Genomic DNA, 20,225 nt, shown 5'->3' on the forward strand with positions numbered 1-20,225 from the left:
CGCCGAGTCTAGGCGCGCCCGTCGGCGGCGACCCCGTATCCGTCGACGATGCGCGCCCGCTACTGTTCACGCATGGCCCGCTGGTTCGTGCTGATCGTGCTCGGCGTCTCGCAGTTCGTCATGGTGCTCGACAGCACCGTCATGAACGTGTCCATCTCGACCGTCGCGTCCGACCTCGGCACCGACATCTCCGGAATGCAGGCGGCGATCACGCTCTACGCGCTGACGATGGCGGCCTTCATGCTCACCGGCGGCAAGCTCGGCGACAAGTGGGGTCGCTCCCGCGCCTTCCGGATCGGCTCGGTCATCTACGGGCTCGGCTCGCTCACCACCGCGCTCGCCCCGAATCTCCCCGTGCTGCTGGTCGGATGGTCCCTCGTCGAGGGCCTGGGCGCAGTGCTGGTGATCCCCGCCATCGCGGCGCTGGCCGCGATCAACTACTCCGGCCGCGACCGCGTCGTCGCCTTCGCGGCCCTCGGCGCGATCACCGGTCTCGCCGCCGCCGCCGGCCCCCTCATCGGCGGCCTGGTGACCACCTACGCCTCGTGGCGCTACGTGTTCGTCGGCGAGGCGATCGTGATCGTGATCGTGCTCGTCGTGTCGGGCCGCATCAAGGACGTCCCGGCGGAGAAGAGCCTGCGCATCGACCTGCTCAGCGTGCTGCTGTCGGTGCTCGGCATGACGCTGCTCGTCTTCGGCATCCTGCAGAGCAAGACGTGGGGCTGGATCGTCCCGCTCGACCCGCCCGTGATCGGCGACGTCACCGTGGCGCCGCTCGGCATCTCGCCGGTCGCCTATCTGGTGCTGCTGGGCATCGTGGTGCTGTGGCTGTTCATCCGGCGCCAGCACCGGCTGGAGCGCCTCGGCCGACCGGCCCTGCTGCGGGTGAGCCTGCTGCGCATCACGGCGCTGCGCAGCGGACTGACGATGTTCATGGCGCAGTACTTCGCGATCGCCGCGCTCTTCTTCGTCGTGCCGGTCTACCTGCAGACGATCCTCGGCTTCGACGCGCTGCAGACGGGACTGAAGATCCTGCCGCTTTCTCTCGGGCTCATCGCCTTCTCGATGCTCGGCTCGCGCCTGTCGACGGTGAAGTCGGCGCGGTACCTCGGCCGCATCGGACAGCTGACCATGGCGGGCGGGCTCTTCCTCGTGTTCGCGGCCGTGCAGCCCGACCTCGCCGGCTGGCTCTTCGCAGCGGGCATGTTCGTGGTGGGCGCGGGCTTCGGACTGCTCGCGTCGCAGCTGGGCAACGTCAACATGTCGGCGGTCACCAAGGACGACACCTCCGAGGTGGGCGGCCTGCAGGGCACGTTCCAGAACCTCGGATCCTCCTTCGGCACCGCGATCGTGGGCTCGGTGTTCATCCTGCTGCTCACCACGGGCTTCACGGCGACCGTGGCCGAGAGCGAGCAGCTGACCGACGAGGTGCGCGCGGGCGTGGTGGCCGCTACCGAGACCGGCGCGCCGATCATCTCGCAGCAGCAGGCGCAGGACGCGCTCACCGCCGCCGGCGCCGGACCCGACGAGGCCGCGGCGATCGCGCAGCTGTACGCCGATGCGCAGCTCGAGTCGCTGCGGCAGGCGCTGTTCATCGTGTTCGCCATCACGGTGGTGGGGCTGATGCTCGCGCGCGGGCTTCCCACATCGATCCCGGTGCCGCCGAAGGACGAGGCGGCCGCGCGGAGCGAGTGAGCGGCCGTTCGTCTCGCTGCGCTCGCTCAGGGACCTCGGTCAGGACGGCGGGACGCGGCACCAGGAGATGTCGAAGCCGCTGAGCGCCACGAGCGCGGTCGCATCGTCGAGTTCGGCCAGTCGCGTCTCGACCGTCTCCGGCATCGGCAGCAGGTACTGGTCGTACCGGTTCGTGACGGCGTCCGGCGCGATGAGGGTCGCCGCGTACCGCCCGCTGGGCGACACGCAGTTCTGCAGCACCGCATCGGCGGGATCGACGTCGGCGACCACCTGCGACCGGCCGTCGTCGTCGACGAACGCGATCCGCGAGCCCACCGGGAACCCGTCGGCGTCGAGCTGCGCATACGTGCGCAGTGTTCCGCCGCCGGGGACCGGCAGCGCGGCATCCAATCGGCCGAGCTCGGCGTCGGCCTCGACGAGGGGCGCCTCGCTCGCGTCGGTGAGGTCGATCACGATGATGCCGTCGACGCGCTCGACGATGGCGTCGGTGCCGGCGATGCCCTCGATCGACACGGCGTTGCCGAGGGTCGTGGCGCCCTCGCCGGTCGCCCCCGCGAGCAGCAGCGTGCTGTCGAACGTGAGCACGAGGATGCTGTCGGTCTCGGGCACGAACCGCCACTGGTCGACGCGCGGGTCCACCCCCTCGACCGCGACCGCCGTCGGCTCTGCGTCGGCGGCGCCCGGTGCGACTGACGCCGTGTAGAGCATGCTCTCGCGCCCGCCCTCGGCGCCGAGGTCGGCATCCGAGAAGGTGTACCCGATCGTCTCGCCCCGGTCGGCGGCCTGCAGGTTGGAGACGAAGCCGTTGCCCGGCAGCGGGAGCTCCCGCTCGTCGCCGCCGTCGAGGTCGGTGACGATGAGCGCGGCGCGGTCGTCGTCGGTGCGCACCGAGATCACCAGGTGCGACGCGGTGGCGCGGAAGTCCTCGATGTGCGGGTGGCGGAACACCGGCTGGGCCTGCTCCCCGCCCAGGTCGGTACGGAAGATCGTGTCTTCGTCGCCGCCCCGCTGCAGCAGGTGCACCTCGATCGCCGGCGTGCGGAAGGTCTCGGTGATCTCGACCGCGGGACCGCCGCCCACGCCGGTGAGGCCGGAGAAGGTGACCGTGTACTCGGTCTCGTCGCGCAGCGGCGTGCCGAACCTCACGCCGACGCTGCGGCCGGAGGTGTCGACCGCGAACGGCGTCTCCGGCGTCACCGTGACCTGCTCGGCGGTCACCTCGGCCAGCGACTGCGAGGTCGTGACGATGAGGCGGGAGCCGGATGCCGCCACCGCGGCATCGGGATCGACCGACACCTCGGTGACCCGCGGCCCGAGAGCGACGCTCGCCGCGGCGCCGACGAGCCCGACGACGGCGAGCACCGCGACCACGATGCCGAACGCGGAGACGAAGGCGCGGCCACGACGGCGGCGCGCGTTGCCGCGGCGCGTGGGGCCGGGGGTGCGGCCGGGCGCGGGGGCGGAGCCGCGGCCGGGAGCCGTGCCGGGGCCGTCAGAACTCATACGGGTCCTCGGGCTCGTCGATCTCGTCGACGGTGTCGGCGACGATCGCCAGGCGTCCGTCCGAGGTGGAGCGCACGGTGCCGGACACCGTGATCCACTGCCCGGTGCTCGGCACGCCGCCGTCGTCGACGATCGGCACACTGGCCGGCTGGGCGTCGATGACGCAGTGGGTGATGACCAGGCGCGTGAGGGCGAAGTCGCCCCGCTCGCCCGGCGTCACGAAGCCGGTGAGCTCGACCGGGTCGCCGTCGAACGCCTCGGGGTTCGTCGCCGTCGCGAACACGGCCGACCACTCGCCGACCCCGAACGCGGAGGTGTCGCCGGTGGCAGCGAGGTTCACGACATCGGACCCGGCGAACAGGGGCGCCGCGCCCGTGTCGCGCGACATCGCGAGCTCGGCCGAGAGCGTCGCGGGCGGCAGCACGAGGGTGAGGAGCACGATTCCGGATGCCGCGACCCCGCCGGTCACCGTGGCGGCCACGCCCAACGGCGAAGGGCGGTGCGCGTGCGTCGGCTCAGGGACCTCGTGCTGAGCGGCGCCGTGGGCGTGGGCGTGGCCGTCGCCGTGGTCGTGGCCGGAGTCGTGGCCGTCGCCGTGGTCGTGGCCGTGGTCGGCTTCGGCACCCAGCGGCAGCGCGAACGAGGCGATCGCCCCGATCAGCACGACGACCGACATCGACACGGCGAACCACGTCGAATCGGGGTTGATGTACAGGCCCAGCTGCCCGGTGAGCGCGAGCGAGACGGTCACCACGGCGAGGATCGCCGCGAGCCCGACCCCCAGCCACCGGGTGACCAGGGATTCGCGCACGATCGCGCGGGCGGGAGAGGCCTCAGACAAGGAGGTTCACCGCCGTCCCGATCGCGAAGGCCGCGAGCACCACCACGACCACGATCCCGGCGAGCGTGCGCGTGGTGAACGTCGTGCGCAGGAGCGCCAGCATCTTGACGTCGACGAGGGGACCGACCAGGAGGAACGCGACGATCGACCCCGGCGTGAAGGTCGAGGCGAACGACAGCGCGAAGAACGAGTCGACGTTGGAGCAGATCGACACCACCATCGCGAGCGCGATCATCGCGACGATCGACAGCGCCGGATTCGAGCCGATCGCCAGCAGCGTCTCACGGGGAACGAGCACCTGCACCGCGCCGGCGAGCGCCGAGCCGATGATGAGAGCCGGCATGACGGCCCGCAGCTCGATCACGAACTGCGCCATCGTGCGGCGCCAGCGGCTGCCGGGTTCGTGCGTGACGAGCGCGCACGTGTCGCGGAAGCGCTCGGTGAGCAGGGTATCGGGGGAGGGATGCCGGCTGTACAGCCAGCCGATGAGGTTGGCGATCGCGTAGCCGCCGAGGAGTCGTGCGATGAGGATGCCGTCGTCGAACCCGAACGCCTGGTGCGTCGTGATGATCACGATCGGGTTCACGATCGGCGCGGCGATGAGGAAGGTGAGGGTCTCGGGCACGCTGAATCCGCGCATGAGGAGACCGCGCGCGAAGGGCACATTCCCGCATTCGCACACCGGAATGAACATGCCCAGCAGCGAGAGCACGGCCCGACGCAGCCACGGCGTGCGCGGCATCCATCTCTCGATGACTCCAGGCGGCACCCAGACCTGCACCACGATCGACAGCACCACACCGAGCGCCACGAACGGCAGCGACTCGATCAGCACGCTGATGGCCAGGGTGAGGCCGTCCTGCGCACGTGTCGGAAGGGATGCCGGGAACAGCGTGGGCGCGAACGCGTCGATCAGGAAGAGGGCTGCGACGACGACCGCGCCGATGCCGACGGCGGCGGCCAGGCGGGCGGCGGGGCGAGGATCCGGGCGCGCGGTGCGGGGCGTGTACCGCGCGGTGCCGGGGTCAGGACGCGACATCAGCGGCATCCCGAGCACTTGCGCACGTCGCGCACAGGCCGAAGATGTCGACGATGTGCTCCGCCTCGCGGAACCCGTGGGCGGCGGCCGTGCGGCGCGCCCACTCCTCCACGTCGGTGGCGGCGATCTCGACGGTGAGTCCGCACGACCGGCAGATCAGATGGTGGTGGTGGCCGGTGCTCGTGCACGCCCGGTACAGCGCCTCGCCCTCGGGGCTCTGCAGCGAGTCCGCGTCGCCCTGCGCCGCGAGACCGGCGAGGGCGCGGTACACGGTGGCCAGGCCGATGCCGGTGTTCTCGTCGCGGAGAGTGGCGTGGAGCGTCTGCGCGCTCACGAAACCGCGCGCGTCGGCGAGTGCTTCGCGCACGCGTTCGCGCTGCCACGTGTTCCGCTGGGCCATGCTCGGGAGTCTACCCGCGGGCGCTGAGGGCTTCTCTGGGCGCCGGTCCGGCGACGACGCGGCCGCGGCGGGCGCCGATGCCGCGGCACACGAGGTAGATCACGAACGAGATCGTCGTGATGTAGGGACTCACCGGCAGGGTCCCCATGATGGCCAGCAGGATGCCGCCCACGGCCGACACGAACCCGAACAGCGCCGACAGCAGGGGCACCGACAGGGGTCCGGATGCCACGCGCATGGCCGCGGCGGCAGGCGTCACGAGGAGCGCCATGACCAGGAGCGCGCCGATGATGTGCACCGCGACGGCGACGATGAGGCCGAGCAGGAGCATGAACCCCAGCGAGACGGCCGTGGTGGGAACGCCGCGCGCGGCGGCGGACTGCGGATCGAGGGAGTCGAAGCGCAGCGGCCGCCAGATCGCGAGGAGCCCGAGCAGCACGAACGCGCCGATGCCGATCAGCCACCCGAGCTGCGAGTTCTGCACCGAGACGATCTGGCCGGTGAGGAGGCTGAAGCTGCTGGCGCTGCGGCCGTCGTAGAGCGAGAGGAACAGGATGCCGAGGCCGAGCCCGAACGGCATGAGCACGCCGATGATCGAGTTGCGGTCGCGGGCGCGGGCCCCGAGCCAGCCGATGAGGGCGGCGGCGATGAGGGAGCCGACGATCGACCCGGTGACCACGTCGACGCCGATGAGCAGGGCCGCCGCGGCGCCGGCGAAGCTCAGCTCACTGATGCCGTGCACGGCGAAGGCCATGTCGCGCTGGATGACGAAGACGCCGATCAGGCCGCCCACGAGGCCGAGCACGGCGCCGGCCCACACCGAGTTGGAGACGAGAGCCAGGATCTGCCCGTAGAAGGGGAGGCCGCCGAACATGGCGTCGGCGATGTCGGGCCAGTTCATTCGTGGTCCTCGTGGTGGTGGTGGGACTCCTCGGCATCGGGGGCGCCGACGACGACGAGCCGGTCACCCGCGCGGAGGACGAACACGTGCGCGCCGTACAGGTCGCTGAGCACATCGGAGCGCAGCACCTCCTGGGGTGTGCCGAGCGTGAAGCGACCGCCGGCGATGTAGAGGATGCGGTCGACTTTGCCCAGGAGCGGGTTGATGTCGTGCGTCACGAGGAGAACAGCGGCGTCGGACTGCTTGCGGTGCCGGTCGATGAGAGAGATGACGGCCTGCTGGTTGGCGAGGTCGAGGCTCGTCAGAGGCTCGTCGCACAGCAGCAGGCGCGGGTCGTCGGCGAGCGCCTGGCCGACGCGCAGCCGCTGCTGTTCGCCGCCGGAGAGCCGGCCGACCGGCTGGTCGGCGTACGCGGCGGCGCCCACCGCCTGAAGGAGCTCGTCGACGTGGCGATGTTCGCCGCGGCGGGAGAAGGGGAACCCGAACCGGTGCCCGTTCACCCCGAGGGTGACGAGGTCGCGGCCGCGCAGGGCCGTGTCGCGGGGCAGCGGGCGCGCTTGCGGGATGTAGCCGACGCGGCGGTTGCCCTTGCGTGTCACCGGCTCGCCGTGCACCCGGATGTCGCCGGCGCTGAGGTTCTCGAGCCCCAGGATCGCGCGCAGCAACGTGGTCTTGCCCGATCCGCTCGGTCCGAGCACGGCGATGAGCTCGCCGGGCGCGACGCTCAGGTCGAGGCCCGACCAGAGCTCGCGCTCGTCGCGCCGCAGCGCGGCGTCCCTGATCTCGAGCGGCGGCGCGGTCACTCCGACAGCGCTCCGCTGAGCGCCTCGATGTTCGCCTGCATCCACGAGATGTAAGTCTGGTCCTCGGGGAGGGTCTCCGTGAACTCCACGACCGGAATGTCCTGGGCCGCGGCCGCATCGAGCACGGCGGTCGTTTCGGCGCCCCCGGTCTGGGCGTTGGTGATCATGACGGCGATGTCGCCGGATTCGATCAGGGTCAGCGCTTCGAGCAGGGTGGCGGGGGCGACGTCCTGGCCCTCTTCGACGGCCTCGCTGAAGGCGCTCGGCGTGGCGTCTTCGAGGCCCGCGGCCTCGGCGAGGTAGAACGGCACCGGCTCGGTCGCGAAGATCTGCGCGCCCGCGTGTGCGGCCTCGATCTCTGCGAGGGAGGATTCGAGGCCGTCGATCTCGGCGGCGAAGGCGTCCGCGTTCGCGGTGAATGTCGCGGCGTCGGCGGGGCTGAGCTCACCGAGCTCGGCGGCGATGTCCTCGGCGAGGTGCGCGATCGTGTGCGGGTCGTACCAGACGTGCTCGTTGAAGCCCTGGACGTGCTCGTGATCGCCGTGCTCGTGGTCTTCGGCCGCGGACTCGGTCTCGTCATCGTGCCCGGCGTCGCCGTCGGCTTCGTGGCCGGTGTTCTCCCGCCAGTCGTGGGAGTACTCGACGGCGGTGAGCACGTGCGCCTCCGAGCCGCTGGACTCGATCAGCGCATCGATGAACGCGTCGTAGCCGCCGCCGTTCTCGATGATGAGGTCGGCAGTGGCGACCGTGAGCTGGTCGCGGGCGCTCGGCTCGAACGAGTGGGGGTCTTGGGCGCCGCTCGTGACGATCGAGGTGACCTCGATGAGGTCGCCGCCGATCTCCTGCGCGATCTGACCGTAGACGTTGGTCGATGCCACGACGGAGCTCGTGCCGTCGTCTGCCGTGGTGCCGGTGTCGGCAGCCGCGCACCCGGAGAGGACGACGGCCGCGGCCGTCGCGAGGCCGAGCAGGGTCGCCATGCGTCGCGTCGAGGTCATGGACCCACTCTAACCGTTAGTGATAATCGTTCTCAACTCGAGAGGAGAGCGGGCACCCCCGACGGCGACCGCGGTGCTCGGTCCCCGCCCTCAGTCCAGCAGCAGCGCGGGCTCCTCGAGGATCGACGCGACGTCGGCGATGAACCGCGACATGCCGTCGCCGTCGATCACGCGATGGTCGAACGAGCCCGAGACCGTCGTCACGAAGCGCGGCCGCACCTCGCCGTCGACGACCCACGGCTTCTGGCGGATCGTGCCCATCGCCACGATGCCCGCCTCGCCCGGGTTGATGATCGGCGTGCCGGCATCCATTCCGAACACACCGATGTTGGTGATCGTGATCGTGCCGTTCTGCTGATCGGCCACTGACGTCTTGCCCTCGCGTGCGGTGAGCGTGAGCTTCTCGAGCGCGCGGGCGAGGTCGCGCATCGAGAGATCCTGCGCGTCCTTGATGTTCGGCACCAGCAGTCCGCGCGGCGTCGCCGCCGCGATGCCCAGGTTCACGTACCGGCGCACGCGGATCTCGGCGCCGCCGTCGACGTCCGCCCACGCCGCGTTCACCATCGGCGTCCGCCGTGCAGCCCAGATCACGGCCCGCGAGAAGATCAGCAGCGGCGAGATCCGGATGTCGGCGAAGTCCGGCGATGCCTTGAGCCGCTTGACGAGCTCCATCGTGCGCGTGGCATCCACATCGGTCCACACCGACACGTGCGGGGCGGAGTAGGCCGACTGCACCATCGCCGACGACGTCGCCTTGCGCACGCCCTTGACGGCGATGGTCTCCTCGCGCTCATCCGCGACCGCGGGGGCCGCCGCCGGCGCGGCGACCGGGATCCGCTCCTCGCGGACCGAGCCCCACTCGGGCGTCTCGATGTTGCGGAACACGCTCGCCTGCGAGGCGTGCTTCATCACGTCGTCGCGGGTCACCTCGCCCGCGGGACCGGTCGGGGCGACCACGCCGAGGTCGATGCCCAGGTCGCGCGCCAGCTTGCGGATCGGGGGCTTTGCCACCACGCCGACCGACGCGGCGACGCGCTCCTCGCGCGCCACAGCGGGGCGGCGACGTCGCGACTGCGCGTGGCCGCCGGTGCCGTATCCGACCAGCACCGCACCCTCGCCTTCCGAAGGCTCCTCGGGGGCGCCGTGCTCGGACTGCCCGATCGTCGTGGGACCTGCGGGCGCGGCATCCGCCGAGGAGATCGTGATGATCGCGGCCCCGACCTCCACGGTCACGCCCTCGGCGACCAGCAGATCGGCGACCGTCCCCGCGAAGGGCGACGGCAGTTCGACGAGCGACTTCGCCGTCTCGATCTCGACCAGCACGTCGTTGACGGCGACGGTGTCACCCGGGGCCACCCGCCACTGGACGATCTCGGCCTCGGTGAGACCTTCCCCGACGTCGGGGAGGACGAAGGTCTGCGTGCTCATGCGGCTGCTCCTGGAACGGGGGGGTCAGTAGGCGAGGGACCGGTCGACGGCCTCGAGGATGCGATCGGCATCGGGCAGATACGTCCCCTCGAGCTTCGCGGGCGGGAAGGGCACGTCGAAGCCCGACACCCGCAGCACGGGAGCCTCCAGCGCGTAGAACGCCTTCTCCATGACGGTGGCGGCGACCTCCGACCCGAGCGACGTGAACCCCGGCGCCTCCTGCGCGTAGACCATGCGCCCGGTGCGGCGCACCGAGTCGAGGATGGGACCATAGTCGATCGGGGAGAGCGAGCGCAGGTCGATGACCTCGATGCTCGTCCCCTCGGACTCGGCCAGCGCCGCGGCCTGCAGCATCGTGGTGACCATCGCGCCGTGGCCGACGAGCGTCACGTCGGTGCCGCGGCGGACCACGCGCGAGGCGTGCAGCGGCAGCGCACGGGCGGAGGTGTCGACCTCGCCCTTCATCCAGTACTTGGCCTTCGGCTCGAGGAAGATGACCGGATCGTTCGAGGCGATGGCGTCCTGGATCATCCAGTAGCCGTCGTTCGGCGTCGACGGGCTCACCACGCGCAGGCCCGCGGTGTGGGTGAAGTATGCTTCCGGGCTCTCCTGGTGGTGCTCGACCGCGCCGATGTGCCCGCCGTAGGGGATGCGGATCACGACCGGCATCGACAGCGCGCCCTCGTGGCGGTTGGTGAGCTTGGCCAGCTGGGTGGTGATCTGGTCGAACGCGGGGAAGACGAAGCCGTCGAACTGGATCTCGATCACCGGACGGAACCCCGTCATCGCCAAACCGATGGCCGTGCCGACGATGCCCGACTCCGCGAGCGGCGTGTCGAGCACGCGCCGGTCGCCGAACTCGGCCTGCAGCCCCTCGGTCACGCGGAACACCCCGCCGAGCTTGCCGATGTCCTCGCCCATGAGCAGCACGCGGTCGCTGGCGGCCATCGCGGCACGCAGGCCGGCGTTGATCGCGCGGGAGAAGGGCATGGTGGATGCCGCGCCCGGCGCGCCCTTCGTCTCGCTGCGCTCGCTCAGGGACCGGGCGGAAGATCCGGCGCCCTCGCTCAGGGACCGGGCGGCGACGGTGTCGGTCATGACGCTCCCCCTTCGAACGAGGCTTCGTAGTCGGCGAGCCAGCGGCTCTGCTCGTCCATGAGCGGGTGGGGCTCCGAGTACACGTGCGCGAAGATCGTCTCGCGATCGATGCCGCCGAGCGCGTTGGTGCGGGTGCGCACATCGTCGGCGACGGCTGCGGCCTCGGCATCCACCTCGGTGAAGAAGGACTCCGAGGCCCCACGGCCGAGGAGATAGGCGCGCATGCGGGCGATCGGATCGCGGCGACGCCACGACTCCTCCTCGTCGCCCGTGCGGTACTTGGTCGGGTCGTCGCTGGTGGTGTGCGCTCCCAGGCGGTACGTCATCGCCTCGATCGCGCGCGGTCCGGCGCCGCCGCGCGCCTCGTCCAGAGCGACGCGGGTGACGGCGTACGACGCGAGCACGTCGTTGCCGTCGACGTGGATGCTGGGCATGCCGTATCCCTCGCCGCGGCGGTACAGCGGCGAGCGCGACTGCGTCGCGACGGGCACCGAGATCGCCCACTGGTTGTTCTGCAGGAAGAAGACCTCGGGGGTGCGGTAGCTCGCGGCGAACACCATCGCCTCGTGCACGTCGCCCTGGCTGGAGGCGCCGTCGCCGTAGTAGACGATGACCGCCTCGTCGCGCTCGGGGTCGCCGGTGCCGCAGCGACCGTCGAAGACGAGGCCCATCCCGAAGCCGGTCGCGTGGAGCGTCTGCGCGCCCAGCACGAGCGTGTAGATGTGCGCGTTGCCGTTCTTCGGGTCGGCCGGGTTCCACCCGCCGTGGGTGAGCCCGCGCATGAGACGGATGATGTCGAGCGGGTCGACGCCGCGGATGCGGGCGACCGCGTGCTCGCGGTACGACGGGAACAGGTGGTCCTGCGGGCGCGCGGCGCGCGCCGATCCCACCTGCGCGGCCTCCTGCCCGTGGCTCGGCGGCCAGAGGGCCAGCTGCCCCTGACGCTGCAGGTTGGTCGCCTGCTGGTCGAAGGCGCGGATCACGGCCATGTCGCGGTAGAAGCCCTCGAGATCGGCGTCGGTCAGCGCGTCGATCAGCGCGAGGTACGGTTCCGCGGCGGCGGTCGGCGCGAACGCGCCGTCGGCCGCCAGCACGCGGACGGTGCGCGCGTCATCCGTGGCCGTCGTGTCGGTCGGGGCCGAGTTCTCAGGCAGGGTCACTTCTCTACGCTAGCCCTCGCGCCCGGATGGCCTTCCGGGAGGTCGTCGACAATGGATGCCGCGATCCGCAGTACCTTCTCGACAGATTCCTCCTCGCCGACGGAGATGCGGATGCCGTCGCCGGGGAAGGCCCGCACGATGAGCCCGGCCTCGTCGAACGCATGCGCGAGCACGGCGGTCTCCGCCCCGGCGGGCAGCCACACGAAGTTGCCCTGCGCCTGCGGCACCGCCCAGCCGGCAGCGCGGAGCCCCTCGGCGAGGCGGTCGCGGCGCTCGGCGACGACACCGACCCGCTCGAGCAGGGCGGGTTCGGCATCCAGGCTCGCCAACGCCGCGGCCTCGGCCTGCGCCGTGACCGACAGCGGGATCGCGGTCGTGCGCGACGCATCGAGGATGCGCGGGTGGCCGATCGCGTATCCGACCCGCAGGCCCGCCAGGCCGAACGCCTTGGAGAACGTGCGCAGCACGATGACGTTGTCAGGGCGACCGCCGCGCAGGCCGTCGACGGCGTCGGGGTCGGTCACGAACTCGGCGTAGGCCTCGTCGAGGATCACGAGCACGTCGGCGGGGACCTTGGTGACGAACGCGTCGAACTCGGCCTGGGTGACGATCGGCCCGGTCGGGTTGTTCGGGCTGCAGACGATGACGGCGCGCGTGCGCTCGGTGATCGCCGCGGCCATCGCGTCGAGATCGTGGCGGGCGTCGGAGGTGAGCGGCACCTGCACGCTCGTCGCACCGGCGACGACCACGAGTCCGGGGTACGCCTCGAACGACCGCCAGGCGTAGACGACCTCGTCTCCGGGGCCTGCGGTCGCGAGGATGAGCTGCGCGATGATCGAGACGCTGCCGGCGCCGATGTGCACCTCGTCGGCGCTGACCCCATAACGCTGCGCGATGCGCTCGCGCAGGCGGGCGGCGAGCGCGTCGGGGTAGCGGTTGAACGCCGCCGCTCCGGCGACCGCGTCCACGACACCGGGGAGGGGATCGAAGGGGTTCTCATTGCTCGAGAGCTTGAACGCGTCGGCGCCGGCCTGGCGGCCCTGGCGATAGGGCGGCAGCGCCGAGATCTCGGGCCGGACGCGGACGGGGATGTCGGATGCCTCGCTCACCCGGTCGAGTCTAGGCGCGGCACCTTTCCCGTGGCGGCATGCGATGCCAGACTGCGCGCTATGCGCTTCGTCATCAATGTCGTGGTCAACGCGTTCGCGATCTGGGTCGTGACCCTCATTCCGGCGCTCATGGTGACCGTCATCCCGTTCCCCCCGGGCGAGACGCTCCAGCTCGTGCTCACGCTGCTGCTGGTCGCGGCGATCTTCGCGATCGTCAACACCGTCATCGGCACCGTGATCAAGGTGCTGGCGTTCCCGCTCTACATCCTCACGCTCGGCCTCATCGGGCTCATCATCAACGCGTTCCTGCTGTGGCTGACCGCGTGGTTCACCTCCTTCTGGGACTTCGGCCTGCGGGTCGAGGACTTCTGGTGGGGCGTGGTCGCCGCGATCATCATCACCCTCATCAACTGGGTTCTCGGCATCATCCTCCGTCCCAAGGCCGACGACTGAGCCGCCCGCCGCACAGGGAACGCCCCCGCACCGAGCGCTCGGTGCGGGGGCGTTCCGTTCGTGTTCTATGCGACCGGGAGGTCAGCCGATGGCGGCGGCGGAGATGATCTCCTGGGTCACCGCATTGCCGACCGCGTCCTCAGCAGAGGTGCGCAGCGACAGCGAGGTGGCGCCCTTGGGAACGGCGACCTTCGTCGACCAGAGATCTCCCGCCCGGGTCGTCTTCGCGGTCGACCAGGTGGTGCCCTCGTCGAAGGAGACCTCGAGGGTCAGTCCGGTGATGGCGCCGGTGTTCAGCGCCGTCTCCTCGTGCGTGGCGCGCACGCCGAGCGCGAGCTGACCGTTCGCCTTGACGGCGCCGGCCAAGTCGGTCGGCACGTCGTAGTCGAGCGCGATGAAGGGCATGTCACCGTTGACGGATTGATCCATGTGGAACGTCCAGGCGCTCGTGCTCTTCGTCGTGCCGTTCCAGGTGGCCGGGCCGCCCGCGGCGTCGAGCTCGTAGCGATACTCCTGCATTCCCGACACGGCGGGCAGGTTGACGTTGATCGCCGGGGAGTTCACCTGACGCAGCAGCGTGCCGGCCCCGTCGTACAGGCGCGCCTGGCGGGTCACGCCGCCGACCACACCCGTCAGCCCCTCGGCGGACGAGGCGATCGGCATGTTCAGCCGCACCTGCACGCCGCGGTTGTACGAGAGCACGTAGTTGGTGCCCTGACGGGGCGCGGTGACGCCGAACCAGTCGAGCGCGTCCTTCTCACCCGCGCGGTGCGAGAAGAGGTCGCTGTTCTGGTACCAGCCGAGGCCCGGGATGACCGCCTCGGCGATCCAGCGGGTGCCGATGCCCTCCTGCGCTGCGCTGACGTAGCTGGTGTGCGCGCTGCCGCTCATCATGTTCTGCCCGAAGCCGAAGCAGCGCAGCAGGTACGCCGGGCAGTCGTAGCGCGTCAGGTACGCCGCGCGCGGCGTCGCGTCGGCGAGCCGGTCGGTGATGGTGGCCAGGTCTCCCGTCTGCGGGGAGACGCTGAGGTCGGCCGGGATCGCACCCTGCCACGTGTGGCCGATGTCGTACGAGTACTTCGGGAAGGCCGTGCCCTTGCCCGTGACGCGCACGCCGGCGCCGGCGGCGCGCAGCTGCGCACCGTCGGCCTTGCTCACCGAGACCGTCGGCACGACGGTTCCGCCCGCACTGCCGTACAGCGTGCCGGGGCCGCTGTTCTCGACGATCACCAGCTTCGCACCCGCCGCCGCCGCCGCGCTGTGACGCTGGATGGCGGCGAGCACGTTGGCGTTCGGGTCGTGGCGGACCAGCAGGGCCTTGCCTGCGGCATCCACTGCGGCGATCTCGGCCGGCGTGCCCGTGCCTGCCTCGACGACCTCGAGGTCGAAGGCGCCGTCGACGCGTGCCGTGCTGGCCTGGTACAGGGGGTCCAGCACCAGCGCGTCCTGACCCGGGACCTGTGCGGCGATGTCCAGCACGGGGGCCGTGGCCGTCCAGCGCGCGGTGAGGTCGAACTCGCCGCCGCCGACGGCGTCGACCGTGTTGACCCACACCTCGCTGCCGGGTCCGACCGGGTAAGAGGCGGTGTAGGTGGTCAGGGAGGTGTTCAGACCCGCATCGTGGAACCACTCCACCCGCTGGTTGAACAGCTCGCTCTCACGCGGCGTCTCGAGGCTGAGGAGCGTCGCATCCCGGGCGTCCAGGACGAGCTCGACGTCACGGTCGGTGATCTCGACGTGGGGCTGGGTGAGCACGTAGACCCGATCGGTGCCGTCGTCGGAGCCCATGCGGATCTGCGTGAACGCGGCCCAGACGCCGGGGGCGACGCGCCGGGTGGCGACGGCGCCGCTCTCGTCGGTGCCCGCCTGCACGAGGTTCGTGGTGCCGTACTGGTACATGCTCACCACGACGTCGGCCGGACGGCCATCGGTGCCGATGACCTTCACGTCGAGGTCGTAGCGCTCGTCCTCACGGGTGAGCCCGGTCGTGGTGCGGGCGACCACGTTCCCCTCGCCGTCGGTCGCGACGATCTCGCCCAGGTAGTGACCCGACGCCGGGGCGTCGGCGAACGACGCGGTCGCGTCGACGGAGGCTTCGCCGCCGGCAGGAACGGTGAGGGTGTCGGCCGAGAGGTCGACCAGGTCGACCGCGCCGGCAGGGCCCTCGGTGGAGGCCGCGAGTGTCAGCTCGAGGTCCGCCGCGGTGTCGTTGCGGTAGGTCACCGTGCGGGTCACGGGCTCCGACGGGTCCTCGGCCTGCCACAGCACCTTGCCGAAGTACACGGAGCCGGTCGCGTCGATGCCGTCGAGCGTGGCCGGGATGTCGAGACGGCCGGTGCCGACCTCGTAAGCCGTGTAGTCCAGTTCGACCGTCGACGACATGAGCGCGTCCTTCAGGCGCGTCGCCGACCAGTCCGGGTGCTGCGCCGCGAGGATCGCGGCCGCGCCGGCCACGTGCGGCGTCGCCATCGACGTGCCGCTGAGCGAGCGGAGCAGACCGCTGCCCGACGTGTACTGCGAACGCGCGGCCATGATGTTCACGCCGGGCGCGGCCATGTCGGGCTTGAGCCCGTCGTCGAGGCCGCGGGGCCCGCGGGAGGAGAACGGCGCGATGACGTCTCTGTCGTCGGTGGCCGCGATCGTGAGCGCCGCCTGCGCGGTGCCGGGCGCCGTGACCGTGCCGGCCGCGCCCTCGTTGCCCGCGGCGACGACGAAGAGCGTGTCGTACTGCTCGCTGAGCTGGTTGAGGGACTGCGACAGCGGATTGTCCTCGCTCGTGCGATCGCTGTCGCCGAGGCTCATGCTGACGACGTCGGCGTCGACCTCGGCGGCCGCCCACTCCATGCCCGCGATGATCCAGGAGTCCTGGCCGTAGCCGGAGTCGGCGAGCACCTTGCCCACCACGAGGTCGGCCCCGGGGGCCACGCCCACGTGGGTGCCGCCGCTGGCGGCGCCGGAGCCGACGACGGTCGCGGCGACGTGCGTGCCGTGTCCGTTGACGTCCTTGACGGACTCACCCGGGACGAAGGACTGGCTGGCGACCAGCGCCTCGGCCACATCGGGGTGAGCGGCGTCGATGCCGCTGTCGAGCACCACCACGGTCGCGCCGGTGCCGTCGTAGCCGGCGGCCCAGGCCTCACGAGCACCGACCAGCGGCACGCTCACATCCAGCGTGGCTTCGACCTGTCCGTCGAGCCAGAGCTTGCTGATCCCGCCGGCGAAGGCGCCGGTCGACGCCGAGCGCGTCTGGCCCGCCGCCGTGAGCGAGGTCCAGAACTCCTCGGACTGCTCGCTGTCGGTCTGCAGCGCCGCGCCGCCGATCGAAGCGAGCGTCAGTTTCTTCTCGGCGCCCTTCGGAGTGACCGGCTTGGCGCGCAGGCGCGTGTCGTACTGCGCGATGACCGGGATGCCGCCGCTCGTGGCGTCGTCGTAGCCCGACTCGATGAGCTCGCTGACGTTGAACAGGGCCATGTCCAGCGCACCCGAGGTCAGGTAGGGGTCTGCCGCGTCGGGGATCACGTACAGGTCGCCGCCGATCTCGGCGGTCTCGTACGACGTCGGGTCGCCGGAGACGGTGTCGACGTCGACCGTCTCGCGGCCGGCGATCGCGCGCACACGCACGACGTCGCCGGTGATCAGGGTGACGGTGGTCTCCGCGGGGGCGGCGGATTCGTCTGGGACGGCCGGCTCGTCGGAGCCGGTGCTCGCGGAGGCGGGGGCGATCGCCCCCAGCACGAGCGCCGCGGTGGCCGCGGCCGCGGCGATCCCGGCACGAGGGGAAGAAAGCATCGTGATGCCTTTCCTGGGGAGGGGTGGGGGTGCGGCAACTTTTCCATGGAGGCCCTCCTCGGAGGTACGGTTCTGCGTGGCGGATACGCGCCATGACGGGAACCCGCACTGGGGGCGGCAGCCCGGCCGAAGCAGAAGGCAGTGAGAGATGACACGCAACCCCAGGCCATCCCCCCTCGACCTCCTCGTGGGCGCCCCCGGGCTGTCCGAGCCCCTGCTGCGCGCATATCGCACGCTCGTCGCGGCGTCGTCCGCCGATGCCGCCCAGCTCGCCGCCGTCCTGGATGCGACCCCGGATGCCGCGCACGGCTGGCTCGCCGAGCTGCAGCGCCTCGGGTTCGTCACCGCCCTCCCGGTCGATCCGTCGGCCCCGTCGACGGCGCCGCGCTTCGTGGCCGTGCCCCCGACCGTCGCGCTCGGCCCCACCGTCGCCGCCCACGAGGAGGCGGTGCGACGCGCGCAGAGCGAGCTCGGCCGCCTCGAGGAGCTCTACCGCAACGTCTCGATGGAGGGCGGCGCCGACGACGTGGTGCAGGTGGTCCGAGGCGCCGACGCCGTCGCGCAGTGGTTCACCCGCGTGCAGGCGGGGGCTCGCCGCGAGGTATGCGCCTTCGTGCAGCATCCGGTCGCCGTCACCTCGGCGGACCAGAACGCCGTCGAAGATGAGCTCGTCGCTCGTGGCGTGCAGTACCGCGTGCTCCTGGAGCGGCCGATGCTCGAGGAGCACCCCGGCGGCCTCGACGGCTTCGCCGCCTCGCTCGCCGCCGGCGAGCAGGCGCGCGTCGTCGACGCGCTTCCGCTGCGCATGATCCTCGTCGACCGGGAGGTCGCCTTCATGCCGGTGCTCTCCGACCGCGAGCGCGCCTTCGCGGCGGCGCTCGTCGTGCGCCCGAGCGCCCTGCTCACCGGCCTGAGCGCGCTCTTCGACGCCCTGTGGGCGACGGCGGCCCCCGTGGTGCTCGACGCGTCGGTCGCCGATCCCGCCGTCGGCGTGACCGACGACCTCGACGCACGCCTGCTCTCGCTGCTGTTGGCCGGCCAGACCGACGAGGCCGCGGCGTCGTATCTCGGTGTGTCGCTGCGCACCGTGCAGCGACGTGCGCGCGAACTGATGGACCGCGCCGGGGTGCGCACGCGCATGCAGCTGGGCTGGCACGCCGCGCGCGCCGGGTGGAACGCCGGGCCGGGCCCCTCGCCCTCGACCGCTCATCCGGCCCCCTGAGCGGGACCGCTGATGCGACCTCCGCCGGCATCACCCCCGCCGGTGTCGCCCTCGCGCGTGCGCGTGGCGACGTACTCCGTCACCTCCACCGACACGGCCTCGTCGAGCCCGGCGAGCATGCTGTGCACGGCGCTCACCCGCGGGTCGCCCGTCTCGTCGACCTGCGAGGCCGTGGCCGTGTACGCGTCGAGCGAGTGCGCCGGGATGCCGGTGGCCGCGGCGACCGGGCTGAGCTCACCCGTCTCGCGCTCGGCGATGAACCCGCCGGGCGCGCCGACGCCGGCCGCATGCCCGCCCCCGGCGAGCGCCGAGACCGGATCGTCGGTGTGTCTGACCGCGATGCTCAGCGTCGATGCGTCGACGTCGGCTTCGACGGGCGATCCGAACGACACGAGCGTGCGGGTGTCGTAGGTCTCGTCGAGTGTGAGGTGCGCAGCGATCATCGCACCCTGCGAGTGCCCGACCGCGTGCACCACGTCTCCGGGCCTCGCCCCGGCCGCCTCGAGCGCCGCCACCGTCGCCGCATACGACGCCGACTCGCGCCGCGTGTACAGCTCGACGTTGGACTGGTTGTCCCACGGGTCGTCACCACCCGCGCTCCACTCGCGCATGCCCGAGACGTATACCGCGTACTGCCGGCTGCCGTCGGTCATCGTGTAGCGCTCGACGCGCACCTGCTCGGCGCGACCGGAAGGGATGCGCGCGGCGACCGCGGCCAGGGACTGCGGCGCGCGCGTGGCCTTCTCGACCGTCGTCGGTCGCAGGGTCACGCGCGCTCCCGTGTCGGTCAGGCGGGCGTCGCGCGGAACGCGCCCCCATCCGCCCACCCCCAGCGCGGTGACGACCGCCGCTCCGGCCCCGGCGCCGACCGCGGCCCCGATGAGGTCGGCGCCGGGCCGCTTGAACAGGCCGCCGACGTCGTGCCCGGCGAGGGTCGCCGCGCGCACGTACGGATCGCCCCAGAGCAGCGCCCGCCCGGCCTCCAGGGCTCGAGCCGCGTCCATCGCGTGCGGGTGATCGGCCATGAGGGCGGCGCGCATTCCGCTGAGCCGCTCCAGCTCGCCGCGGTCGCCGGCCGCGAAGGCGGCGGCGTGGCGTGCGTTCAGCTCGACGAGCTCGTAGATCGCCGCGACCTCGCCGAGCCGTTCGGCGATGCGCTGCGCACCGCGCACGACCTCCTGCAGGGCGAAATGAAGGGTGGATGCCGCGCCCGCCGCGCTCCACGCACGGTCTCGCTCGATGAGCAGCATGTTCTGCAGCGCGCCGAGCCGCTCGCCGATGTCGGCGAGGTCGGAGGACGCGCGGCGGAACAGCCCCGCGGTCTGCCACAGCGTGGCGGTGTCTACCGCGATCACCCCGCCTCCGCGCAGGTCGAGGTCGTCGCTCACCCGCAGAGCTCCCCGCCGAGGGTGGCGCGCCATGCGAGGTCGTCGCGTGCACGCAGGGCCTCATCGCGGGCCCACTGCGCCTGCACCCAGACCGCGCCGACCTCGTCGGACCATCGTCCTGCGCGGCTGTGGAACTCGCGCGCACTCGGCGAATGCCAGTCGGTCTGGTCGCCGAGCCCCCGGGCGACGGCCGCAGCATCCATCAGCCGGTGCACGAGCGTCGACAGCTCCCGCGCGACGATGTCGAGCTGGTGGGCGGAATGGGCCAGATCGGGGTTGCAGATGAGCGGCATGCGCCCATCGTCGCGACCTCGACGGTCGCGGAACGAGGGATGCCGCCCGATGTGGTGAATCGGGCGGCATCCCGTGGCTGGGGAGGAGACTCGCCCCCCGATCAG

General features: G+C 71.7%; 17 protein-coding genes. 3 read left to right on the top strand and 14 right to left on the bottom strand.

Annotated elements, in window-relative coordinates:
- Positions 1 to 72: 72 nt before the first annotated feature.
- Positions 73 to 1,695, top strand: a complete 1,623-nt coding sequence (locus HQM25_RS17145; RefSeq protein ID WP_172991339.1) for an MFS transporter — start codon at positions 73 to 75, stop codon at positions 1,693 to 1,695.
- A gap of 39 nt (positions 1,696 to 1,734) precedes the next feature.
- Here the strand turns inward: HQM25_RS17145 and HQM25_RS17150 are convergent, their stop codons facing one another.
- The 11 genes from HQM25_RS17150 to HQM25_RS17200 form a co-directional block, all read right to left on the bottom strand.
- Positions 1,735 to 3,198 carry a hypothetical protein gene (locus HQM25_RS17150; RefSeq protein WP_254359431.1) on the bottom strand — a complete coding sequence of 488 codons (1,464 nt, stop codon included), beginning with the start codon at positions 3,196 to 3,198 and terminating at the stop codon, positions 1,735 to 1,737.
- Positions 3,188 to 4,039, bottom strand: coding sequence for a TIGR03943 family putative permease subunit (locus HQM25_RS17155; RefSeq protein ID WP_438803609.1), 852 nt, complete (start codon positions 4,037 to 4,039; stop codon positions 3,188 to 3,190). The genes HQM25_RS17150 and HQM25_RS17155 overlap by 11 nt, the downstream gene beginning before the upstream one ends.
- Positions 4,032 to 5,078 (bottom strand): permease, encoded by a 1,047-nt coding sequence (locus HQM25_RS17160; protein WP_172991340.1) that lies wholly within the window; start codon positions 5,076 to 5,078, stop codon positions 4,032 to 4,034. Before HQM25_RS17160 ends, HQM25_RS17155 begins: the two co-directional genes overlap by 8 nt.
- Entirely contained in the window at positions 5,065 to 5,478 is a 414-nt protein-coding gene (locus HQM25_RS17165; protein ID WP_172991341.1) for a Fur family transcriptional regulator, read from the bottom strand. Before HQM25_RS17165 ends, HQM25_RS17160 begins: the two co-directional genes overlap by 14 nt.
- 10 nt (positions 5,479 to 5,488) lie before the next feature.
- On the bottom strand, positions 5,489 to 6,379 hold the full coding sequence (locus tag HQM25_RS17170) for a metal ABC transporter permease (protein ID WP_172991342.1): 891 nt from the start codon (positions 6,377 to 6,379) through the stop codon (positions 5,489 to 5,491).
- The gene (locus HQM25_RS17175) at positions 6,376 to 7,182 is read right to left on the bottom strand and encodes a metal ABC transporter ATP-binding protein (RefSeq protein WP_172991343.1); all 807 of its coding nucleotides are present in this window, start codon (positions 7,180 to 7,182) and stop codon (positions 6,376 to 6,378) included. The genes HQM25_RS17170 and HQM25_RS17175 overlap by 4 nt, the downstream gene beginning before the upstream one ends.
- The gene (locus HQM25_RS17180; RefSeq protein WP_172991344.1) at positions 7,179 to 8,180 is read right to left on the bottom strand and encodes a metal ABC transporter solute-binding protein, Zn/Mn family; all 1,002 of its coding nucleotides are present in this window, start codon (positions 8,178 to 8,180) and stop codon (positions 7,179 to 7,181) included. Before HQM25_RS17180 ends, HQM25_RS17175 begins: the two co-directional genes overlap by 4 nt.
- Before the next feature lie 90 nt (positions 8,181 to 8,270).
- Entirely contained in the window at positions 8,271 to 9,608 is a 1,338-nt protein-coding gene (locus tag HQM25_RS17185) for a dihydrolipoamide acetyltransferase family protein (RefSeq protein ID WP_172991345.1), read from the bottom strand.
- A gap of 24 nt (positions 9,609 to 9,632) precedes the next feature.
- Complete coding sequence (locus HQM25_RS17190) at positions 9,633 to 10,598, bottom strand: alpha-ketoacid dehydrogenase subunit beta (protein WP_172991738.1); 966 nt, start codon at positions 10,596 to 10,598, stop codon at positions 9,633 to 9,635.
- A gap of 104 nt (positions 10,599 to 10,702) precedes the next feature.
- A complete protein-coding gene (locus HQM25_RS17195; protein ID WP_172991739.1) occupies positions 10,703 to 11,860 on the bottom strand; it encodes a thiamine pyrophosphate-dependent enzyme in 1,158 nt (385 codons plus the stop codon).
- 2 nt (positions 11,861 to 11,862) lie between these two features.
- Positions 11,863 to 12,975 carry a histidinol-phosphate transaminase gene (locus HQM25_RS17200; protein WP_172991346.1) on the bottom strand — a complete coding sequence of 371 codons (1,113 nt, stop codon included), beginning with the start codon at positions 12,973 to 12,975 and terminating at the stop codon, positions 11,863 to 11,865.
- Between the two features lie 60 nt (positions 12,976 to 13,035).
- Between HQM25_RS17200 and HQM25_RS17205 the strand changes: the two genes are divergently transcribed.
- The gene (locus tag HQM25_RS17205; RefSeq protein WP_172991347.1) at positions 13,036 to 13,428 is read left to right on the top strand and encodes a phage holin family protein; all 393 of its coding nucleotides are present in this window, start codon (positions 13,036 to 13,038) and stop codon (positions 13,426 to 13,428) included.
- An 81-nt stretch (positions 13,429 to 13,509) separates the two neighbouring features.
- On the opposite strand, the gene HQM25_RS17210 is transcribed toward HQM25_RS17205, so the two are convergent.
- The gene (locus tag HQM25_RS17210; protein WP_172991348.1) at positions 13,510 to 17,217 is read right to left on the bottom strand and encodes a S8 family serine peptidase; all 3,708 of its coding nucleotides are present in this window, start codon (positions 17,215 to 17,217) and stop codon (positions 13,510 to 13,512) included.
- A 148-nt stretch (positions 17,218 to 17,365) separates the two neighbouring features.
- Between HQM25_RS17210 and HQM25_RS17215 the strand changes: the two genes are divergently transcribed.
- Positions 17,366 to 18,439: a hypothetical protein gene (locus tag HQM25_RS17215; protein WP_172991349.1), complete on the top strand. Its 1,074-nt coding sequence runs from the start codon at positions 17,366 to 17,368 to the stop codon at positions 18,437 to 18,439.
- Here the strand turns inward: HQM25_RS17215 and HQM25_RS17220 are convergent.
- Complete coding sequence (locus HQM25_RS17220) at positions 18,424 to 19,827, bottom strand: hypothetical protein (protein WP_172991350.1); 1,404 nt, start codon at positions 19,825 to 19,827, stop codon at positions 18,424 to 18,426. The genes HQM25_RS17215 and HQM25_RS17220 overlap by 16 nt on opposite strands.
- On the bottom strand, positions 19,824 to 20,120 hold the full coding sequence (locus tag HQM25_RS17225; RefSeq protein WP_172991351.1) for a hypothetical protein: 297 nt from the start codon (positions 20,118 to 20,120) through the stop codon (positions 19,824 to 19,826). The genes HQM25_RS17220 and HQM25_RS17225 overlap by 4 nt, the downstream gene beginning before the upstream one ends.
- Positions 20,121 to 20,225: the final 105 nt, after the last annotated feature.

Origin of the sequence: Microbacterium hominis, from assembly GCF_013282805.1 — a bacterium.
Lineage (GTDB): Bacteria > Actinomycetota > Actinomycetes > Actinomycetales > Microbacteriaceae > Microbacterium > Microbacterium hominis_B.